This window comes from Candidatus Abawacabacteria bacterium, assembly GCA_016207805.1.
Taxonomy (GTDB): Bacteria; Patescibacteriota; Gracilibacteria; order RBG-16-42-10; family RBG-16-42-10; genus JACQZO01.
Genome location: JACQZO010000010.1, coordinates 19,566 through 40,601, shown reverse-complemented (window position 1 = coordinate 40,601; position 21,036 = coordinate 19,566). Strand labels below are relative to the sequence as shown.

The following is a 21,036-nucleotide window of genomic DNA, read 5'->3' as shown; positions in this document are numbered from 1 at the left end:
GCATCTCGAAAGTTTCCTTAGCTCATGGCTAAGGTTAAAAAGAATCTCAATTATGAGAACTGTAAAAAAAGAAAACAAAATACTTGTTAGGCCATAATTATGGCAAATTCACCCGGCAAGTTAAGGTACATAAAATACTACAAAAGCATCTTATCATTCATTTCTTGTTTGTGAATGGGTGTCCGCTATTCCCAATATTATTCTCTTTAGCATTTCAAAAAGTGTTACCAACAAAGCAAGCTTGAATTGTGCTTTAACTTCATTCGGTATACTCAGCTCCTTCTTTGACATCCCTCTTATCTTCCCTTATATTCCACATGCCTCATGAAGTGAGTGCAGTGACATGTTATTTTGGTTTGATTGTTCAGCCTTATAAGGGATTGTAGCTCAGTTGGTTAGAGCGCTCGCCTGTCACGCGAGAGGTCACGAGTTCGAGTCTCGCCAGTCCCGCCATCCTACGCCAAGGCTTCGGATGGCAGGCCAATTAAGTGTGTTTTAATAAGAGGTTAGTGGGAATAAAAGCCCGCTATACAGCTGTTGGTGTCTATTTTGAAAAAGCTACTGTGAGCCAACAAAGATTTTTCGGATAGCAATATTCGTTGCCGCAGTCGGTGGAAACACGTGTACATGGCCTTTATATGGCTCTCCCTCTACAATTTTTGTTGGACAAAAAAATGGCTGATCATCCCCTGTAGCTGTGAAAACTGCTCTTATCATTTTTGCTATATCAGCATTTGGAGTTTCTATTTCTAGTCTGAGTAGTCCTTTATTTATCATATACTTATTCTCATACAAGACGTCGAGTATACTTTATCTTGTCGAAATGTACACAGGGACACCAAACTCCTTAGTAATGCTTTGAGTAACTCAATAAAAACCTTTTTCACTGGTATGTTACAATAATATGAGATAATTATTTTTATGATCGACAGTCTGGTATCAGATACTCATGGACCTATAGAGAAAACGCAGTTTAATGGCACAGTGCCCATTATAACTATTACCAAAATAAAACTGTCTTCGCGTTAGCAGACCTATGATAGAAAATTGCTATGCCACCGAGAATTTCCTTACTGTTCTGCCCATTAAGACGGTCCATAAATTAGTGTGAAATATACTTTTCGCACTTTAATTAGAAGTTACTTTTCTTAAAATAACAAAATATAAAACTATTGCCGAGATCAACGCTGCACTGGACGCTATACCGGAAAGAAAAGTCCACAAATAAAGCTCCCAGAAAGTAGCCACCTTGGCCTCAGCCGGATTATTGGGATTAAAAATTACATCAACAATATCTGCGACTTCATAGCCAGGCTCGGAAGCATTAAAAGTTGTTTCGATCATATATTGCTTGCCCTGTCGATCGGCATAAGCAACTTTAGTAGTATAGCTCATTCCTTCAAAGTCATTATGTGCAGTAAAGCCAATTACTGTACCTTTGGTCCATACCGAGTGTTGTAAAAAACCCTGGGTAGCAGAATATTGATACACACTAAAACCAGCACAGATTACGGCCAAAGTGACCAGGAAAATGATGAGGCGTGAGATTGATTTCATAGTTTAATTATTCCTTGTATATCCTTAGTGCGATGAACATGTGCAGTCACGATATTCTCAGCTTTTGCCATTCACCAAACCACATCGCAGCAATTAAGCCAGATAAACCTAGGCGGATTTAGCTACTACTTGCCGAAGGCGACGACGCTGAACTTCTTGAGTGCTAATTTCCGTTAACTTTTCCCCCTGACGAAATAATTGACTAGCGACTAAAGTCACCAACGGCACAGCTGCTTTAACTTCTTTATCTGAACCTACCGTGTCATTTTTAGCAATGAAAGTGTCATCTTCCATGGCGTCTATCAATCCCGGCTCGCTGGCCACACTGATCGTATAACGTTGGCCGATACTGTCATCCACAGTATCGTCACCACCTTGCACTATCAATCGCCATATACCTTCTGGAACATTCTGCTTGCCACGACACATGATCTCCATCAGCCATGGCCTTGAGTCACTATCAGCACCAAAAAGATGGATACGCAACTCAATATAGTTTGGATGGAATGGTTGCTCATTTGTTACTTGATTGAGACAAGAGACAGTTAATGGAATTGTAGGATGATATGTCACAATTAGCTCAGCCCGATGCGTATTGGCATTGTCATTTTGAGCACAGTTTGTTTCCAAAAAGACCTGTATAGTTCCAGTACCATCCTTCATCGTAAAACAGCGGAAAAGACGTCCAGAAAATATTTTCTGTGGCTGAATAGCGGCAATATTGGCACCTGCAGCATCACGCAGTACCAGTCGTTTTACCTCAGCCAAGATAGCATTCATATGCCGTTTTATTTGCTCAGCACCTTCACCTAACGGAGTCGATTCTCTTTGTTCTATTGAATACATAGAATTAATAAAAGACGCAAATATACCCGATAAAGCAGCTTTTGATAAGCAAATTAATAATTTTCATGAGGTCCTATTTATATTCTTCAAGTTAATAATCACTACTTGGTTTGGTAACTTTTTACAAAGTCGTACAGTTACCATCTCTCCTACTTTTGGCGCATATTGTCCCGGATACAACATTTGACTAAATTGAACACGATAGGGTTCTTCAGTCGGTCGATACACCTCCAAATCAACATCAAAAGCGGGAAATAAATCATACGTATTCTCCCCCTCCATTTGAGTTAATTTGCAGGCCAATACCTTAGCAGGCACTTCTTCATTGATTGACTTCCGATTTGGTAAAAAGATTATAATACCAGCAATAACCAAAACCAGTAGCACAGGAATAAATTCTGGGACCATAGCATCCATACATTCAATGTAAAATTTGCTGATAAGCAGATTCACTTACAATTCTACCATCTAAACTTTTGGGCAAAGTGGTCATTATGGCTTGACCTGTTTTAGCACAGAGCGTTTCACGAGCAGAGCCATCAAAGTGCATCCAAGAGAAGTTTTCATTAATACGGCGAGCATAGAAACAATTGGGCAAAGGAACTTGCTGCTTTTTACTATGTTCTAGATCAAATTTTTGAATAGTAAATGGCCTTTTGGCTACTTCATCCCAGAAACCTTTTTGCATAACTTTCTCTTCCATCGCTTGAATATCATCGGGTAGTGCTGATACAGGTAAGTAATCACTAGCGTTATATGGTTCATCTTTTTTTACCCGAAATTGTAGTCTCGCCTGTTCATCTCTACTCAAGGGGAAATATACGGTAGCTAAACTTTCTTCATAAGCGCCTGGAGCAAAATAGGCTGGAAATAATTGCCCGTACTCATTACTAGCTCGTAAATGTGACTTTATCTCAACCAACTTCTTATCATACTCTTGAGGAGAATACTCTTTATTGAGAATACAATACTTTTTTCCTACTAAACCCGCACAACCAAAGCAGTGCTCACAATTAGCACAATACATACAATATTCCATAAATTTACTATCAACTAAATTTACTGAATACTTAATGTCGTAAACACCTTCAGAGCCTAGGAAAACAGTATAGGCTACCAACTCCGAGCCAAAACATCCTACTGAGTTCACAACATCTTTTACTTGAAATGCGCGACACGTATTGACGATGTCCTGCCCCTTATCAATAAAAAATGCCATTGAGCTATCTTTTACTTCGCGTAAATAATCTCCCATTGCATTTTCTGTCTGATCTAAGTGCTGTGCTCGCCACCAGGCTTGAGTATGCAATAAACTTTTGAAGTGCTCTTTTGCTTGATCATAACTTTTTCGTGAACTGAAATGATACTCTTGTTTCTTTTGCTCATATTCTTCCTTACTGTATTGCTTGTTTTCAATACAGTACTGTTTGTTTCTCAAATTGAAACAGAACATGCAATCACTACAGTTGCGACAATCAAAAAGAAAAGCTGAGTCTCGACACTGAGAACAATCCAAGCCATAGGTTAAGTTGTAACAATTGGTAGAGTTAATAACATCAGTACAAAGCTCACAATTGTTACTAAACACACAGAAAAAAGAATTACGACAGTTGATTACCCGATATGAATAGTAGACATCTTCGCACTGAAAACCAGAGTGACTCAGATAACAGTTTTTTGAATACCACCAATCATCGGTATATTCGCAATTCTCAGTATTAATGCAGACATTATGAGGCAAGGGACAATGTTGAAACAAATCCCAAAGTTGCCCCCAAAAAGGCTTATTAGAATCAAATTCTGCTTGAGGAGGATTAGCGTGTTTAATCCACTCATCTCGATACCACACCGGATAGGGACAATCTTTACTAAAAACAGAGATAACGTCTTTACCAGTACGATCACATTTCCGCTTGAATAACGAGGTGTGTTGCCAAAATGCTAAGAGATGTCGAAAAAGATCAGGTAAAGCTAAAAGACTAGCTGGCACATGCATCTTCGCCAGCAATTCTTGTTCTCTATTCATTGTGTTCAAGCTAATTCATCAAGATAATAAAGAGCAAGTATAAAATCCGCAATTAATTTTTTACTTCGTGCTAAATATCTTGAGTGTACCTGGTCTCGTGGCTAAAGAGATTTCAACATTTCCTGGTTTAGCAAATGAAACCACTTTTGGTGTACCATCGAGGTGAATATGCCTTTTATCACCAGCGCGAACTTGATGAGTCACCTTATGAGTTCGCTGATGGCTAGGACGGATAGATTTAACTAACTCCCAGGCAGGCATTGCTGTGGATAGTTGACCATGCAGCAATGTATCCCGCCAAGGAGAATGTGTCGCTGCCAGCAAAGTAGCAAACTTGGTAACAGCATCCCTAGGACTAGTAGCAGTAATTGATATCGAACCTATCAGGTCAGAATGAAGATAGTCATGGCATGGTCCCAAATCTATTGGCGATCCTAAATGACGTTGGGTAACACCAGCGAATTCATCAGGCACATAGCCATCTGCTACGGCCTCAGGATAAGCAGTCCATAATGCTCTTAGCACATTTTCTGTGACTGTCCTTTTTCTGTCCTGAGGTTCATAGTGGACTAATAAGCGCGCTACTGCACCTACCCCACAGAAGCTTGTCCAAGGGCCACAAAAAATTTCTTCTCCACTAGCAGCGTCAGTGATTCGCAGCTCTCTTATTCTCAAATCTTGTAAAGATCCTTCCCCTCGTAAAAAGGTCTTCCAAACAGCTTTTCTGCCAGTACCTAAATGTCGCGACAAGAGATTTTCCGTTCCGCCGGGACTGATTAACACTTCTACTTGACCTTCACAACGCTCTTCTTGCACTGCCCTTATCGCATTGAGAGCAACTGTTGTGGAGCCATCGCCAGCTACCACTATTATTTTTGTTTTGACCAAAGATAAGCCATGTAGGACAGCACGTACTTGCTCTACCGGTGAAGTATAGTCGAGACATAGTGTTTGTGGCGCATAACCGGCAAGACAGATCTCTTTTACTATCTCCGAAAAGACTTTTACTCCTTTTGGATTGGAGGGGCGTTGGCCACTATTACTAGGAGTACCAATTAATAGCATATCCCCCCGAAGTCCAGATTGTTTATGTAAAGAACGCATGAACACAAATTACAAGAGCGCAATTTACTAGAAATAATTACGGATGACAAATTGTAGGGATTTTCACGCAGCCACTTTAGGCAATTGCTCCAATGACACCCAATAACTTTTAATATTATTAGGATCAATAAATACATCTATTTCATCTTTTACGTACTGACTGGGATCGAACCAAATGTTATCACTACGAAAGACTTGAATAGCACCCATTGGGTCTTGCCACTGAGTCACAATTACATAAGGCGATTGACCATTTACTTTGAGATTAGTATTACGATCCACACTTAAAACTTTTGCTTTTACTACCTGGCCATTGTGTTTGAGCCATTCGATCTTTTGCTTCCGTTTATGCATAGAAAAAAGCACTCCTCCACTAATAAGCGTAAATAGTCCGCCCATAATGCCCAAAATCAATGTGCCTAAATGTAAGTCAGCAAAACTGTTTAACTGGGCTGTTTTGAAGTCAGCAGGATCATAGAGCACCTCTATTCTATCGCCTTCTTCGAAAGCAGGTAGATTGGACGATGTAGCAGATTCAAAAGTATGTTCTTTTCCTCGACGGTCTGTGAAAGTGATCACCGGTGAGTACATATAATCTCCATCGCTGTCTATATGCCCAGCTATTTTTGTTACCGTGCCATGTGTTTTGATTGCCTTATCAAGAAATGCTTGGGTATTACGATAATTACCATAGGCCAAACACAGTTCTCCTATACCCATAATTAGCAATATCCAGATAATTATTCGCGCCTTTTTGAACATAGGTTTTGTTTTTAATTTTGCTCTTAGCTCTATTATACCAGAGTACTCTTTGCTTATAAAAGCACTCTTGTAATTTCGTTACTAACAGATGCGGCCACCCCATGTACCCGAGCCCCGCGAGTGATTCATGGTTGATTTTTCCTAAATTATCCCTATTATCCTATAGATATCTATCTATGAATCAATGCCATCTTGTACTCCCAAGAAATGTTCGCAATGCTTTGCTCTTCTCGCAGACGAAACTAGATTAAAGATATTTAGCAAGGTGCGTGCTGGTATCAATCAGGTTAAGCTTTTAGAAAAAGAACTTGCCGTGAGCCAACCAACCATATCGCATCATTTGGCTATGCTGAGCTCTGCCGGAGTAGTAATAGCAAGCAAACAAGGCCGGGAAACAAAATATCAATATAATCCTCAATTTGCCTGTAATGGCTGTAATATTTTCAATCTGGAATTTAGAGTATAGAATTTATTCTTATGAGTCCCAAAAGCATTTCTGACATCACTATCGATCGCTCCCGCTATGATCATGCTGACAAAGGGCATAATAAATATGCTTCAGGTAAAGGTTTAACTGAAGCGGTAGTGCGTGAGATATCTAAGCAAAAAAATGAACCGGAATGGCTGCTCAAAAAGCGGCTCGCTGCTTATCAGCTTTTTGTTGAGACACCGATGCCCAGCTTTGGTCCTAGTTTGGCCAAGCTGGATCTAGACCAAATTGTTTATTTTGTCCGTCCTGATACTGAAGAAAAAAAGATTTGGGAAGAAGTTCCTGAGAATATTCGTAATACTTTCGAAAAGCTTGGTATCCCTGAAGCTGAAAGAAAAGCCTTGGCCGGTGTCGGAGCACAGTATGACAGCGATGTGGTCTATCACAATCTCAAAAAGGAATGGGAAGAAAAAGGTGTGATATTCGAAAACATGGATACTGCAGTTCACAAATATCCTGAATTAGTAAAAAGATATTTCATGACAGATTGTGTCGGCATCAATGATCACAAGTTTGTGATGTTGCATGCGGCTGTGTGGAGTGGTGGCACTTTTATTTATGTCCCTCCAAAAGTGAAAGTATCTATCCCCTTACAAGCATATTTCCGGATGAATGCCCAGGCTGGTGGCCAATTTGAACATACACTTATTATCCTTGATAAGGGTGCTGAGCTTCATTATATCGAAGGTTGCTCTGCCCCTCGTTTTGAGGCCAGTGCATTGCATGCTGGCTGTGTGGAACTTCATGTTCATGAAGGCGCTCGTATGCGTTATAGCAGTATTGAGAATTGGAGTAAAAATACATTCAATTTGAACACTAAACGGGCAGTAGTAGATAAAAATGCTACCGTAGAATGGATTAATGGTAATTTGGGCAGCGGTGTCACCATGCTCTATCCTTGTAGTGTCTTGCGCGGTGAAGGTGCTCATTCTGACAGTCTGGGTATTGCTTTTGCTGGCCCGGGACAAGATCAAGATACCGGCGCAAAAGTGATTCATGTCGCACCCCATACCACTTCAACTATTAGAGCCAAAAGCATTAGCAAAGGCGGCGGCATATCTAGTTATCGTGGCCAAGTGCGCATTACTCCTGGGGCCCATCATGCCAAAGTAAGTGTTCATTGTGATGCCTTACTTTTTGATAAAACATCAAGTTCACGAACATACCCAGTGATGAAAGTGGAAAATGACACTGCGATCATTGCTCATGAAGCTAGTGTGGGAAAAATCAGCGACGATGAGATTTTCTATTTAATGAGTCGAGGAATAAGCAAAGAACAAGCAATTCAGATGATAGTTAGTGGCTTCATTGATCCTGTCGTACGAGCACTACCCTTGGAGTATGCAGTGGAGCTAAACAAATTAATCGCTTTAGAGATGGAGGGAGCTGTTGGCTAATATATGGACAAAGAATTAAGCAAACAGATTAAGAAGCAACAATATGGATTAGGCATTTTTGCTTTGCTACCAGCGATCAGTGATGATCACTTTTCTGCAGCTACTTATCATATTGCTAGTAAAACTACGATACAGAGTATTCCCTTAATAAAAGCGGGAAAAAAATTCAATGTTTTATTTGATTTAAATACTGCTTTTGCTGCTACCATCATACCTAAGGGAATTTTGGCCAAAGTGAAAGAATCTGCAATTCTGATCCATGTTCCCGCAAACACCAAAGCTGCTGATGCCTACACTGTCGATATAGATGGATTCGCGGGCTTTAGCATCGGCTGTGTTTGTATCTTGGTGGAAGCATCCAGTGATGTCCATATCATTATCAAACATACGCAAGCTACTAGTCAGCTATTGGTACATACCATATGTGAAGCCAATGCCAAGTTAAGTTTGGTTCACCTCACTCCTCAATACCCCCAACCCTATCACTATTATCAACACAATATTATCCAGACAAAAGCTCAATATTCTGGCTTGGAACTAATTCGCAATGCTGACCTAGTTCAGTCTCATGTCACTACTCAATTAGCGGGAGCCGAAAGCGCTGCATTCCAAGGGCATATTGATTTTGGCTCAAGAGAAAGTAAACACGATCTTTTTGTGGGCATGCACCATGAAGGAGCTGGTTCCACTTCAGAAATGCTGAGCAAAGTAATTCTTAGAGATAGATCACATACTGTTTATCGCAGTATGATCAAAATTACAGAAGATGCTGACAAGGTATCTGGTCAACAAAAAGAACAAACATTACTCCTTAGTCCCCAAGCCAGGATTGATGCCATTCCCATGTTGGATATTACTAATGATTCAGTTAGTTGCAGCCACAGTGCTAGTATGAGTAATCTAGACCAGGAGCAATTATTCTATTTACAATCACGAGGCTTTTCTTATGAGCAAGCGGAAAGTCTCATCGTACAAGGATTTTACAGCGATGTCCTAAAATACTTCTCCAACCTGGCGCTTTGTGCCCTAATTCATGACTACACCTCGCCTCTTCATTTATAATTCCTTTCTTTACACATTCGTAATTAGTAATTCGTAACTCGTAATTCTCACATGCCTTTTTCTCCACAAGCTTTCAAAAAACACTTCTCCATTTTCAAAAATCAGCCCAACCTGGTGTACTTAGATAATGCTGCCACATCACAGACCCCAGACTCGGTACTAACGGCCATGAATGATTATTATCAAAATTACCGAGCGAATACGCATCGGGGTATTTATGAGAGCAGTGAAAAAGCAACCAGCAAGTATGAAGACAGTCGAGAAAAAGTAGCAAATTATATCAATGCTGCCCCTGAAGAAATCATTTTTACTCGTGGAGCCACTCATGCACTCAATTTGGTAGCCAATGGGTTAACAACATCATTACAGCATGGAGATGAAATTGTCATCACCGAAATAGAACATCATAGCAATTTGGTTCCCTGGCAAGTATTGGCTAAGAGGTATCAGTTGGTTTTGCAATACATTCCCATTAATGCTGATGGCCTTCTAGATCTTACAGACATGGGAACTATTATCACTAAAAAAACTAAAGTAGTAGCATGTTCTCATGCTTCCAATGTCTTAGGTACCATCACTCCTCTCGAGCAAATTATTCAGCATGCTCACAATGTAGGTGCTGTGGTAGTAGTAGATGCTTGCCAAAGTATTCCACATCAACGAATTGATGTGCGGGCATTGAACGCTGACTTTGTCGTTTTTTCTGCCCATAAAATGTTCGGCCCCACAGGCATTGGCATATTGTATGGGAAAAAGGAGTTATTAAATCAATTACCACCTTTCGAATATGGCGGCCATATGATTCATGAAGTTACTTATACAGACACCACCTTTGCTGAAGCGCCGGAACGTTTCGAAGCAGGAACAGCCAATATCGCTGGCGTGATTGGCTTTGGGGCTACTATCGACTTCTTGCAATCGCTAGACTGGCAGGGTGTTCAGGAACACGAACAAGAATTGGTAAAATATACTTTACAGAAATTGCGCCAATTAGAAGCAGTAATTGTTCATGGACCAAGCGGCACAGTAAATCGCACGGGTGTAATTTCTTTCAACATAAATACTGTGCATAGTCATGATGCTGCTCATATTTTGGCTATGAATAATATTGCTGTACGCGCTGGCCATCACTGCGCTCAGCCGCTTTTGCATAAATTGGGTATTAAGAATAGCATCAGAGCTAGCCTATATTTCTACAATACCGCCGAAGATATTGACGCCTTAATTATGGGCCTCAAGAAAGTCATAACAACCATGAAGGCCTAGGATAGGTCTACCTCATCCCGTACACTCGCAATTAGTAATTAGTAATTCGTAATCCGCAATTATACGCATGTCTCTCCACCAAGAAATCACCAATCAGGCACTGACTCCTGAACAGGAAATATATCGAGAAAATATCCTCGATCATTACCGTGAACCTAAGAATGCGGGGACATTGCTTGAGTATGATATTAAACATAGAGAGTTAAATCCTTTATGTGGTGATGAAATAACCGTGTATATTTTGTTTGATGCTAAGCAGAAAATAAAAGATATTCGTTTTGATGGTCATGGCTGCGCGATTAGCCAGGCTTCAATGTCCATGTTTACTGAAATGATTCAAGGAAAGACAGTAAAAGAAGTAGCGCAAATAAAAAAAGAAGATATTTTAAAAATGCTGGGCATTCCTATTGGTATTGTAAGGATGAAATGTGCTTTATTGTCATTACGTACGGTGCAGAAAGGACTGGTTCAGAGCAAAGAGCAAAGAGCAAAGAGCAAAGAGATCATGTCACGGGCCTAATCCCTTTATCCTTTTCCCTTCATTTGTAATTCGTAATTTGTAATTAGTAATTGTCATGCTTGCTCTTATCATCAAATCTCTCTCAGTTGCTGTGGATGGCAAATCTATTCTTAAAAATCTCAATTTAAGTATTAAGCCTGGTACTGTGCATGCACTCATGGGACCAAATGGTTCAGGAAAGAGTACTTTAGCTAATACTTTGATGGGGCATCCCAAATATCAAATCACTAAAGGAAAAGTAGTATTGAATGGTCAGGATATCACTAAACTACCTCCTGATGAAAAAGCCAAGACTGGGCTTTTTCTTTCCATGCAATATCCAGCCGAAATTGCTGGCATTACTGTGAACAATTTTTTACGCAATGCTTGGCAAACTATTAAGGGCGAAAAGATTAGCTCACTCGACTTTTTTCGTTTATTACAAAAAAAGATGAAAGTGTTACATCTTGATGATAGCTTTGCCCAAAGACCACTCAATGTTGGCTTCTCTGGGGGAGAAAAGAAAAAAATGGAAATACTACAGATGCTAATACTAGAACCTAAGTATGTTATCCTCGATGAAACAGATTCAGGCTTAGATGTAGATGCCCTCAAGACTATCGGTAAGGCAGTTAATTTGTTAAAAAAAGAACAAAAGATTGGAGTATTAGTCATCACTCATTATGCTCGTTTTCTCCATCATATTGTTCCTGATTTTGTCCATATATTAAGTAAAGGCAAAATAATTGAGTCTGGTGATAAGAAGCTAGCAAAAAAAATTGAACGTCAGGGTTTCAAAGCAAAGACTAAAGTGGCATAAGTATGCTCTGCCCGACATTGACGAAATAAAACCAAGAAACTAGAATCACTTATCTTGTTTATATTCTATGGATAAGAGTCAAATTACTGAACATTTTCGTGCAGGCATATATACACCTATTGAAACTGCCTTGCATAATGAGATAGCGACGCTAGAAGCTACCTCCTTAGCCAACAACAGACGGAATCGTTGGGCTCTAGCGGCGGTTATTGCCGCTGCTTTCGTACCAATAGGCGGATTAGGTCTAGCACACCAAGCACTCAGTAAGAAAAATGCTGCATTAGCAAGGATCGCTACTCATATCTTAGCGCAAGAATTGGCCCTTGAGGAGGCACGGATGCGGCAATGGCAAATGAGAGTAACAAGGTATAATCTCCATTTAAGACTACCGGGTGCTACTAGTGCCCACCCTTTACCGGTTGCTTGTCGACTATCTTTGAATGATCAAGAAAACGCCCTCGACACAATGAGAGTAGTGCGGCACGGCAGAGGGTACTTTGCCGGTGTGCATGCTAGAATTAGACAATTACAAGTATCGCATCCCACTTGCATTGCCTTGACTGATAAAATACGAAAAATTGAGACCGCTGCAACAGCCAATGTTTCAGCCATTGACACTTGTTTACAACAACTAGAAACAGCTCGCACTGAGGAGGCTCGCCAGACATTGCGTAGAGCCAGCTTATTGCAGACAGACCCTTTGCGATTAGCTGCTGAAGCGGTAGAGAATACCAATCGCAGCCTATGCAATAACCCTGATATTAGACGTGAGTGTACCGGTAGATTGCATGGCCTTATTTGCTATGCTTTTGCGCCAGGAACTAGAGACCGTCGCTCTTGTGAATTAGTAAAGCCCATATGTATTAGCTGTGGACTAAGATAGTTTTGAGCTTTACAGTTTTTTGTCCTTAATCTCTGCTATTGGGTTAACGATTTCAAATCGATCAAGGGCAAAGCTCCAGATGGCAATATTCCCCAATTAATTTGTGGTGCCATTTTCTGCACAAATTCAAATTGAATAACTGCAGGATTAGCTCGTAACGTTTCTCCCTTCAGCTTAATCGCTTCCGCCTCAGCCTGTGCCTCAATAATCTTCTTCTGCTTCAATTGTTCAGCTTCTTGCTTTTGGTATTCTGCCGTCTTGATTCTTTGAAAAGCGATTTGTTTTTCTTCAATTGCTTTTGCAAAATCTGGAGAAAAGTTAATGTCTCGTAATACTACTTCATCCAAAGTTACTTTATTTTCTGCCAAACTACTACCCAGCGCCGCATTCATCGCACTCACGATTTCTGTACGCTTTTCCGACACCAAATCCAAAGCATCATAACGAGCTACTACTTCACGTAAAATAGACCGAGCCTTCGGAGTAACAACTACATTTTTGTAATCATCTTCGGAACCAAGGGTAGTTTTAATTACTGGCGCGTCTACTGCAGTAATATGATAAAGAACAGTAGCATCTATCCTGACTGATTGACCATCACGAGACCGCGCTTCAATTGGATAATCCCCGCTATACTCCTCACCGACACTCATAGTATAAGCCTGAGTGCGAATAGTATAATGAGTCACTGTTTGCCAAAAAGGAATTTTCAGATGAATACCGGCATCCATAGCATTCGGTAATATTCCCCGACCACGATCAAATATCACTCCCACTTCACCAGCGTTGACCAAGACAAAACCATCAAGGATGATCAGAACAATGACTATCACTGCAACAGTAATAGCAGTTAACTTTGATTTCATAAGAGAGATTTTTAGATCAGAGGCACTATATAGGTAGTACCCAACAATTGGCAATTGGTGAAAATATCTCAAGAACCTTTTAGAACAAAGAACAAGATCATGGAAGACAAAGACGAAGACTAAGACGGAAGACGAGAGATTAACTTTGAGCAGCACACTTCTTGTTATGGTCGCAAGTCTTCTTCATTTCGATGAGCAAAACTTTCTAACTTTTTCTAGTTTTTTTCCTGTCTTCGTCTTTGTCTTGGTCTTCGTCTTTATGATCTCGTGCCTCGTCCACCCTTAAAAACTTCCCACTTCATGCTACTTTGTGTTACAATTTCTAGAAACCAAAACAAATCCCCCCATGCCAGTCCCCACCGCAAAATCAATGCGGGAAAAATCTAAAGTAAGCAAAAGGCAGCTTGTAAACTACCTTCTCGAGCATGCAATTGATTTAACTTTTTCCGCAGAAGAATTGGCAAAGTTGCCTATCACTGCCTTACTTAATGAAAAGGTGTATATGCAGACTGATGATGATAATGATCGCTTGCGTAGTCCTCAAGAGTTAACCGCAATTGAATTTATTTTGGCCCAACCTGACAACTTTCTTTCCCGTACCGACCTTGAAGCAATGTGTTCTCAAGATCTCTTGGCTGAGGAGCGATGGTTACAAGCAAAAACTCGTAAAGTTTCTTTGCAATCCATTTTTTATCATCACTAAATTATTTTTATGGCAGGCACTGTTATAGAGCTAAAACCCAGAATAAGTACTACACCTACTATCGGGCCTAATACGCCAGCTAATGATGTAGAGACCGTGGTTGTCAGCAATGATAATGATATGCGCTCAGAGCTGAAAAAGTCAGCCCATGCTGTGTGGAAAAATCGTGATGCTTTACCAGCTGCATTTGAAGCTCTCCACGAAGATCCAATGTGGGTGATGCTTTTTAATTTATTTGAGCACCTTACCGATGCATTTGTCCCTACTGTCATGGAAGCACAAAAAAGAGCCGAGAAAAAAGCGACATTACAAAAAGCAATACTGATGATGTGGTATGTATACAATCAAGCTAAAGACAATATCAATAAAGCAAACCCAAAAGCCGATACCCATCTCAAAACTGAATTACATACTAATCTGCTTGATACATTTCAACATCAGAGAACATCTTTAAGACAAATTCTCCATACTCCAGCGACAACGCAAGATGCGCAAAAAAGTTTAAATGCTTTAAGCAGAGCAACAATCAGCACTTGTGCAGCCGAAATTAGCAATAATCCGGAAGAGCGCCAGCATATCGAAAGATTATTAGCTCTAGCTCGAACAGTTATTGCTGAAGCAGTACATGTCAATTCTACTGATACTCATTAAACAAAAATTAAATATACTTTTATGGGCGAAGCAGCACGAAGATTAGATATACAAACAGCCACACCGGAAGTAAAGCATGGTCCAGCTCAAGCAACTCCGGACATTGCGGCAAAAGCTAAAGCAATAGAAGCGGTAGCGACAACTTTAAAACCATTAACGCGAGCTGCTACAGGACGAGATGAGGCTAGCAGTACTAGTCGCGTAGAGGGCATACCCGAAGCACGATTAGCACCTTTGGGCAGCAGTGCTAATGGCAAAAGTGAAGCTCCCTTAATTACTCGTGCACGAGCAGTACCCCCACCAGTACCAGCTGATATAGCAGAAAGATCAAAAGCTAAGCAAGTTGCAGACAAATCAAATGCTTTACCTGAAATCAAGCCACCAACTCCACCCACCACGCCCCTTGACGCTCTTCAGAAAGGCTTAGCTAATGATAATGAGACATTGGCAAAGATTAAAACTGTTGAAGCACGCATTGCGGAACTACAAAAGTTTGCTGTCGCTACGAAAGAGTATCTTGCCAAAAGCCCAATCCCAAATAAGCAATTAATAACTTTTGTTAGCCAGCTTGAGCAAGCACAAATTCCTGCACGTACTGTTGCCGCAATGCGCCATCAAATAGATATATTGAAGTCTGAAGTAATGGATCGCAGTAATAAAGCAATACAAAGTGGTGGTGATCCTATGAAAGTATCAGGTCGAGCAGAAATGTTAAATCAGGTCGCCATTCTGGAGCAGATTGTAACGGCTGCTAATCAAAGCCCTGAGCATGAAAAAGCGATCGATGAGGCTCTTTTCTTAGCTACCAATGATCAAAAGATTCAGGACTTACAAAAAACCATAGGCCACAAAGACGATGTAACTGCTAATATTACTAGAAAAACACAAGGCATTGAAAGTGGTCAAAAAGCCTTACAAGAGACAATACTAACCGATCTTAAAGCTCCTTTCGATGCATTTTTAGCAAAATATAGCCTAAAAAGAATTGGGGCTGCTCAGCTCAACATATTTTTTAATTCCGCTGCGCTACCTATTATCGAAAAAGCTGGATTAGACAAAACCAGCACACAAGTAACTCTATTGCGAAGTATCAATGGAGCAGTGGCAGAACATAATCAAAAAGTATTAGACACTTTGGCTGATAACATTCAGCGAGAACTTGCCACTTTATTGGAGACTAACAAAACAAAAGAAGTAGACGATACTTTTGCTTACAAAGTAGGGGCTTTACTAAATGAAGCAGGTTTTGCTGACAATGTAAAAGGTAAAGAATTACTCCAACGTGTTCGTGATGATATTGCTGAACATAATCAAGCCATCAAGAATCCAGTAAAAGTCCCCGACAGCATTCTTGATGATTCCACACTAACCACTAGCCTTACCAACAAGGCAGAAACTCAAGCAGAAGCGATACCGCCAGATGAAGATGGCGTTATTGACGCTAATAAACCTGTGACACAATCTGATTCCTTAGTACAGGCTCCCGTTCTGCAACCAGTTGATATTCCTCAAGCAGTTGTTCTGCCAAAAGGTCCTCAAGCAAAGCCACCGCGCCTTACTAATGAACAAGTCGCCAAGACTGCCCCTACTTTAGATAGTGATTTGCTACAGGAAACAGCAATGCAAAGAATGAAAGATGGCCTGGCAAGTGCAAAAAGTTGGGCAAAAGAACTCTTAAATCGTAACAAAGCAGAAAAAGTAGCTATTCCCGAAGTTGCCGAACCAAGCAATATTATCGATAGTTTTTTGAGTAGTCATCCTGAGCTAACATTAGAAGATCGGTTAGCGCTAAAGTTAGTGATTGCCCAAAACCTTTCTGCTAAAAATTCCGACAAGCCAAAAGTATTAGCCACTAAGCTGGCCGAAGCATTGACGCGCCAACAAGCCATTCGTGATCGTTTAACAGGTATTGCCCGAGGCAAAGACTTTAAAGAAATTGATCGAGAAATTGCTAAAGGCCAAGCTGCCATGGCATTAGACTTGGCTAAGTTAACTAGCAAAATGAAAGCCAAAGATCGTGTGGCCATGCTTGAAATAGCTCAAAGAAGATTAATGGCAGAAAATATCCAAGCTGATATTCAACAAGCTTTAACCAATAAAGATACTATTGTTGATCTTGCAACCTTACTAGAAAAGGTTAAGAACCGGCTAGAAGCAAAGAAATTGGATAGTGAATATCCTACCATTGCTCAAGAAATCACCCAAATGGTACTAGCCCATAATGCTGAAGCTCAAAAAAAGATAGATAAAGCTATCAATGATCAAAAACCAGAAAATATATTCAAAAAGTTGCAAGCAGATACAAATCTACCTTTACCATCACAAACTGTCGACACTACTCGTCCTATCGAAAAATTAGCTACTGTACTTACACAAGCAACTCCTGATACGGTATTGGCTACCGCTATTCAAATGGCAGAAAATACTGATAATGAAGTGGAAGCTGATCGCCTGGAAGATATTCAGAAAGAATTTACCGCCCTCTTAAAAAGAGCTAAAGAAAATGCGGACACTATTAGTACCGAAGGAATAGAATTTTTATACAATAAGATTCGCACCCTCTTTGGTACAGAGCGCAAAGCAATAGCTGATGCGATAATAGGCAAGCTAGATACTCAAGTTTACGCTCATAATAAAGCTGTGGATCAACTGGTACAGGAAGAGTTTGCAGAAGAAGATGCTAAGCCCCCCACAAATCCAGAGTTACCAAGATCATCTTTGCCATTAGCATCTCCTGCACCGGAAGCCTCCCTTGCTCAACCTGCGCCAGCTATAACGGTGCATTTACCTCTAGCAAGCAGTGGTACCTCTGATGAAGAAGAGTCCCCTACTCATCATCAACAAGCTGCAGAAGTACAGGACATAAACATGGAAAGAGCAGAAAAGCTTGCTAAATTGGAACTAAATGCCCGCCAATACATTATCGATCAGCCTAATCTCACATGGCTCAGTCAATTGATCCAGTTAGCTAAGTTTTATCGTGAACGTGGCGAACCACAAATTGCTAGTCAATTTGATCAAGTCTTCAACGTCAGTGCAGCTGATGCTGAAAGTGAATTTGACAATGACACCCTGTTGCCAATTGAGCTTGAACAAGTGATGAATATTGGTAGCCAAATAGACGGCTTGCTGAACATTTCTACCACGACCAAGGCGGCCTTAAAAAGAAATGCGAGCAAATATGTAAAACAGCATAATGCTTCTGTGAAAACAGCTCAAGACAAAGCCGCTTAATTCGATACTTATGCCTATCCAAGATCTTCACACTATTCAGGAATTCCACGATTTACTAGCTTTATCAGCCTTAGATCAAGAGCTCAAACTAGCGCTAACTGAACAAGTAAACAAAGGCACCATGACTCCCGAGACTTTCGCGGAGGTTATTTCCCTGCTCCGAGAAGAAGATCGATTGGACAAAGACATTCAACGCTATGGCACTGATTTGGCCAACTTTGATACCGATGGCTACTTAAACAGTATTCAGCAAGTGGTGGATGAAGAAGTGAAGAAACGCTTGAAAAAGAGCTAAGAGCTAAGAGTTTTTTCCTATCTTAGCTCTCAGCTCTTCGCTCTTAGCTCTAATTCCCCGTGTTTCCTGCCATCTTTAGCTGTGTTATAATGTTTAGAAGCACAAAATAAATACACAATGAACAGTTCCCTCACCTCCGTATTGATTGGCATTGTGGTCACATATTCTCTCTGGAAAATATGTTTGTGGTTCTTGGCAAAGAGAAGAGCAGAAAAAAATGCGGAAAGAGCTAAACAGCTGCAATATTATTTGGTCACCATTCCTAAAGCTGATCCGAATAATAAGCCAGGCGACCACAAAGAAGTGATTGCCATCATGGAGCAAGTACTTACTGCCATGAATAAAACCCAGAAGAGTCGCTGGAAAGCTTATTTTAATGATGATGATTATTTTGGTTTTGAACTCTCAGCAAAAAATTTTAAAAGCAATCCTGATGGTTGTCAGATAGACTTTTTTATCATTGCTCTGCCAGAATATTTGAGCTTGATCCAAAAGCAGATTACTGCCTTTTATCCTGATGCCAATATTGAATTAGTGAAACGTGAGGATCAAACTATATTTACCGAAGGGAAAGAACACCATGGGGCCACTTTAAAGTTGGGCAAGAATTGGATTTTCCCTATTCGCACTTTCCGAAATTTGAGTGCGGATCCTATGAATAGCTTGATCAATCCTCTAGCTCAATTGGAAATCGATGAAGGTAGTGCTATCCAGCTACTACTAATGCCTGCAGATAAAAAGTGGACAGATAAAAGTCTCAAAGCAGTAGGCAAGATTCGTGATGGCAAATCATTAGAAGTTAACAAGTTCCTTAAACCATTGATTAAAATTGGCGAACTTGTCCAAAGCATTTTTAGTAAGGATGATAAAAAAGAAAAGCATACACCTACTGATGTCGAACAAGAACAAATAAAACTGGTGAATGAGAAAGCCCGCAAAGTAGGGTTCAAATGTGTCATTAGAGTTGTTTCTTCTTCTGCTACTGAAGAGAAAGCGAGAGCACATGTAGAAACTTTGATCAGCTCTTTTGGCCAATATAATGATCCAGCTACCAATGAATTTATTGTCTATGAAAAAATCCCATCTGATAAAACAATTAAGGGGTACAAAGCAATAAGTATCGGCTCAAGCGATAAATTGGCCATACTGAATACTGAAGAAATTGCCAGTATCTTTCATTTTCCTAATAGTCATATCAATACTACCCCTTCTATCCATTGGCAGAACTTCCGTATTGCAGCAGCACCGGCTGTGTTAGCTAAAGAAGGTGTACTCATTGGCTACAATGTCTATCGTGGTAATAGTCGCGAAGTCTACATGAACTTTGAAGACCGTTTTCGTCACCTCTACATCATTGGTCAAACTGGTATGGGTAAATCTGTACTGCAAAAGGCACTGGTAAAACAGGACATGAAAGCTGGTCATGGTCTATGTGTAGTGGATCCTCATGGAGAATTAGTAGACGACTGTATGGAATGGATACCACCCGAAAGAATTCAAGACGTTATTGTTTTCGATCCATCTGACACGAAGTATCCCGTGGGCATCAATATGCTAGAAGCAAAAACACCAGAAGAAAAAGATTTTATTGCCCTTGATGCCATGAACATGATGATTGGCTTATTCGGTCCAGAAATATTTGGTCCGCGTATTCAAGATTATTTTCGTAATGGTTGTCTCACCTTGATGGATGACGAAGAAGAAGGTGGTGCCTTGACTGATATTGTCCGCCTTTTTACGGATGAAAAGTGGCAGCAATACAAAGTGAGCAAAGTAAAAAATCCTATTGTGAAGTCCTTTTGGACGAAACAAATGGCCGCTACTGGTGCTCGGGAAAAAGAGGAAATGATTCCTTTCTTAGCGGCAAAGTTCGGTGCCTTTGTGACCAATACCACCATGCGCAACATTGTTGGTCAGACTAAATCTAGTTTCGATTTCAGTGAAGCCATGAACAGCAAAAAAATTATTTTCGTAAAGTTGGCCAAAGGATTAATTGGTGATATCAATGCCAATCTTCTCGGTATGATTTTCGTCAACAAAATGCAGGTCGCAGCTATGCGGAGAGCAGGTATCGCCAAAAGTGAGCGCCAACCCTTCTTTTTGTATGTTGATGAGTTTCAAAACTTCGTTACTGATGCCTTTGAAAGTATCCTTTCTGAAGCACGTAAATATCGCTTAGGGTTGATTGTCGCTCATCAGTATATTGCGCAGTTAGTGAAAAATAACAATGACAAAGTTAAAAATGCCGTATTTGGTAATGTGGGTACTATGCTCAATTTCAAAATCGGTGCTCAAGATGCTGAATATATGGAAAAAGAAATGGGACCAGTATTTTCTGCTAATGATTTGATCAATCTACGAGGTTTCAATGCCTGTATCAAAATGTCGATTGCCAATATTATTTCTCCCCCATTTAGTTTAAATACGGTGAAGGACTTTGATAAAGGCAATAAAGAAATCACTAAAGTAGCAACAGAAATGTCTCGCCTCCGCTATGGCCGCGATGTGCGCTTTGTGGGACCAGAAATTCTTTCTCGTATTGGCGATGTGGACTTTAGTAATGTTGCTTAAGCTT

Annotated in this window: 20 protein-coding genes and 1 tRNA gene; 13 read left to right on the top strand and 8 right to left on the bottom strand. The window is 40.4% G+C overall.

Features of this window, described 5'->3' with window-relative positions; genetic code table 11:
* Positions 1-376 precede the first annotated feature (376 nt).
* Positions 377-453: transfer RNA gene (locus tag HY817_02800), tRNA-Asp, on the top strand.
* Positions 454-558: 105 nt separating this feature from the next.
* On the opposite strand, the gene HY817_02795 is transcribed toward HY817_02800, so the two are convergent.
* The 7 genes from HY817_02795 to HY817_02765 form a co-directional block, all read right to left on the bottom strand.
* Positions 559-777 carry a hypothetical protein gene (locus HY817_02795; GenBank protein ID MBI4836163.1) on the bottom strand — a complete coding sequence of 73 codons (219 nt, stop codon included), beginning with the start codon at positions 775-777 and terminating at the stop codon, positions 559-561.
* A gap of 351 nt (positions 778-1,128) precedes the next feature.
* On the bottom strand, positions 1,129-1,557 hold the full coding sequence (locus HY817_02790) for a DUF3592 domain-containing protein (GenBank protein MBI4836162.1): 429 nt from the start codon (positions 1,555-1,557) through the stop codon (positions 1,129-1,131).
* A 108-nt stretch (positions 1,558-1,665) separates the two neighbouring features.
* The gene (locus HY817_02785; protein MBI4836161.1) at positions 1,666-2,403 is read right to left on the bottom strand and encodes a hypothetical protein; all 738 of its coding nucleotides are present in this window, start codon (positions 2,401-2,403) and stop codon (positions 1,666-1,668) included.
* A gap of 63 nt (positions 2,404-2,466) precedes the next feature.
* A complete protein-coding gene (locus HY817_02780) occupies positions 2,467-2,820 on the bottom strand; it encodes a hypothetical protein (protein MBI4836160.1) in 354 nt (117 codons plus the stop codon).
* Between the two features lie 4 nt (positions 2,821-2,824).
* Complete coding sequence (locus HY817_02775) at positions 2,825-4,429, bottom strand: hypothetical protein (GenBank protein MBI4836159.1); 1,605 nt, start codon at positions 4,427-4,429, stop codon at positions 2,825-2,827.
* Positions 4,430-4,489: 60 nt separating this feature from the next.
* Positions 4,490-5,533 carry a hypothetical protein gene (locus tag HY817_02770; protein MBI4836158.1) on the bottom strand — a complete coding sequence of 348 codons (1,044 nt, stop codon included), beginning with the start codon at positions 5,531-5,533 and terminating at the stop codon, positions 4,490-4,492.
* A 63-nt stretch (positions 5,534-5,596) separates the two neighbouring features.
* Positions 5,597-6,295 (bottom strand): DUF3592 domain-containing protein, encoded by a 699-nt coding sequence (locus tag HY817_02765; protein ID MBI4836157.1) that lies wholly within the window; start codon positions 6,293-6,295, stop codon positions 5,597-5,599.
* Between the two features lie 184 nt (positions 6,296-6,479).
* On the opposite strand from HY817_02765, the gene HY817_02760 reads away from it, so the two are divergent.
* The 7 genes from HY817_02760 to HY817_02730 all read left to right on the top strand — a co-directional run bounded on the left by HY817_02760 (position 6,480) and on the right by HY817_02730 (position 12,712).
* Positions 6,480-6,761, top strand: coding sequence for a winged helix-turn-helix transcriptional regulator (locus HY817_02760; protein MBI4836156.1), 282 nt, complete (start codon positions 6,480-6,482; stop codon positions 6,759-6,761).
* Positions 6,762-6,772: 11 nt separating this feature from the next.
* Positions 6,773-8,182: a Fe-S cluster assembly protein SufB gene (sufB, locus tag HY817_02755; protein MBI4836155.1), complete on the top strand. Its 1,410-nt coding sequence runs from the start codon at positions 6,773-6,775 to the stop codon at positions 8,180-8,182.
* A gap of 3 nt (positions 8,183-8,185) precedes the next feature.
* Positions 8,186-9,244 carry a SufD family Fe-S cluster assembly protein gene (locus HY817_02750; protein ID MBI4836154.1) on the top strand — a complete coding sequence of 353 codons (1,059 nt, stop codon included), beginning with the start codon at positions 8,186-8,188 and terminating at the stop codon, positions 9,242-9,244.
* A gap of 51 nt (positions 9,245-9,295) precedes the next feature.
* Positions 9,296-10,510, top strand: coding sequence for a SufS family cysteine desulfurase (sufS, locus tag HY817_02745; GenBank protein MBI4836153.1), 1,215 nt, complete (start codon positions 9,296-9,298; stop codon positions 10,508-10,510).
* Positions 10,511-10,577: 67 nt separating this feature from the next.
* The gene (locus HY817_02740; GenBank protein ID MBI4836152.1) at positions 10,578-11,030 is read left to right on the top strand and encodes an SUF system NifU family Fe-S cluster assembly protein; all 453 of its coding nucleotides are present in this window, start codon (positions 10,578-10,580) and stop codon (positions 11,028-11,030) included.
* A 55-nt stretch (positions 11,031-11,085) separates the two neighbouring features.
* Positions 11,086-11,829, top strand: a complete 744-nt coding sequence (sufC, locus tag HY817_02735; GenBank protein ID MBI4836151.1) for a Fe-S cluster assembly ATPase SufC — start codon at positions 11,086-11,088, stop codon at positions 11,827-11,829.
* A gap of 67 nt (positions 11,830-11,896) precedes the next feature.
* Positions 11,897-12,712 (top strand): hypothetical protein, encoded by an 816-nt coding sequence (locus HY817_02730; GenBank protein ID MBI4836150.1) that lies wholly within the window; start codon positions 11,897-11,899, stop codon positions 12,710-12,712.
* 35 nt (positions 12,713-12,747) lie between these two features.
* Here HY817_02730 and HY817_02725 read toward each other — a convergent pair whose 3' ends face one another.
* Positions 12,748-13,578, bottom strand: a complete 831-nt coding sequence (locus tag HY817_02725) for a prohibitin family protein (protein MBI4836149.1) — start codon at positions 13,576-13,578, stop codon at positions 12,748-12,750.
* Between the two features lie 346 nt (positions 13,579-13,924).
* On the opposite strand from HY817_02725, the gene HY817_02720 reads away from it, so the two are divergent.
* From HY817_02720 to HY817_02700, 5 genes are all read left to right on the top strand, one after another.
* Positions 13,925-14,281 carry a hypothetical protein gene (locus HY817_02720; GenBank protein ID MBI4836148.1) on the top strand — a complete coding sequence of 119 codons (357 nt, stop codon included), beginning with the start codon at positions 13,925-13,927 and terminating at the stop codon, positions 14,279-14,281.
* Positions 14,282-14,290: 9 nt separating this feature from the next.
* Positions 14,291-14,932 (top strand): hypothetical protein, encoded by a 642-nt coding sequence (locus HY817_02715; GenBank protein ID MBI4836147.1) that lies wholly within the window; start codon positions 14,291-14,293, stop codon positions 14,930-14,932.
* A gap of 21 nt (positions 14,933-14,953) precedes the next feature.
* A complete protein-coding gene (locus HY817_02710; protein ID MBI4836146.1) occupies positions 14,954-18,166 on the top strand; it encodes a hypothetical protein in 3,213 nt (1,070 codons plus the stop codon).
* Positions 18,167-18,176: 10 nt separating this feature from the next.
* Positions 18,177-18,461: a hypothetical protein gene (locus tag HY817_02705; GenBank protein ID MBI4836145.1), complete on the top strand. Its 285-nt coding sequence runs from the start codon at positions 18,177-18,179 to the stop codon at positions 18,459-18,461.
* A 117-nt stretch (positions 18,462-18,578) separates the two neighbouring features.
* Positions 18,579-21,032 (top strand): type IV secretion system DNA-binding domain-containing protein, encoded by a 2,454-nt coding sequence (locus HY817_02700; protein MBI4836144.1) that lies wholly within the window; start codon positions 18,579-18,581, stop codon positions 21,030-21,032.
* Positions 21,033-21,036: the final 4 nt, after the last annotated feature.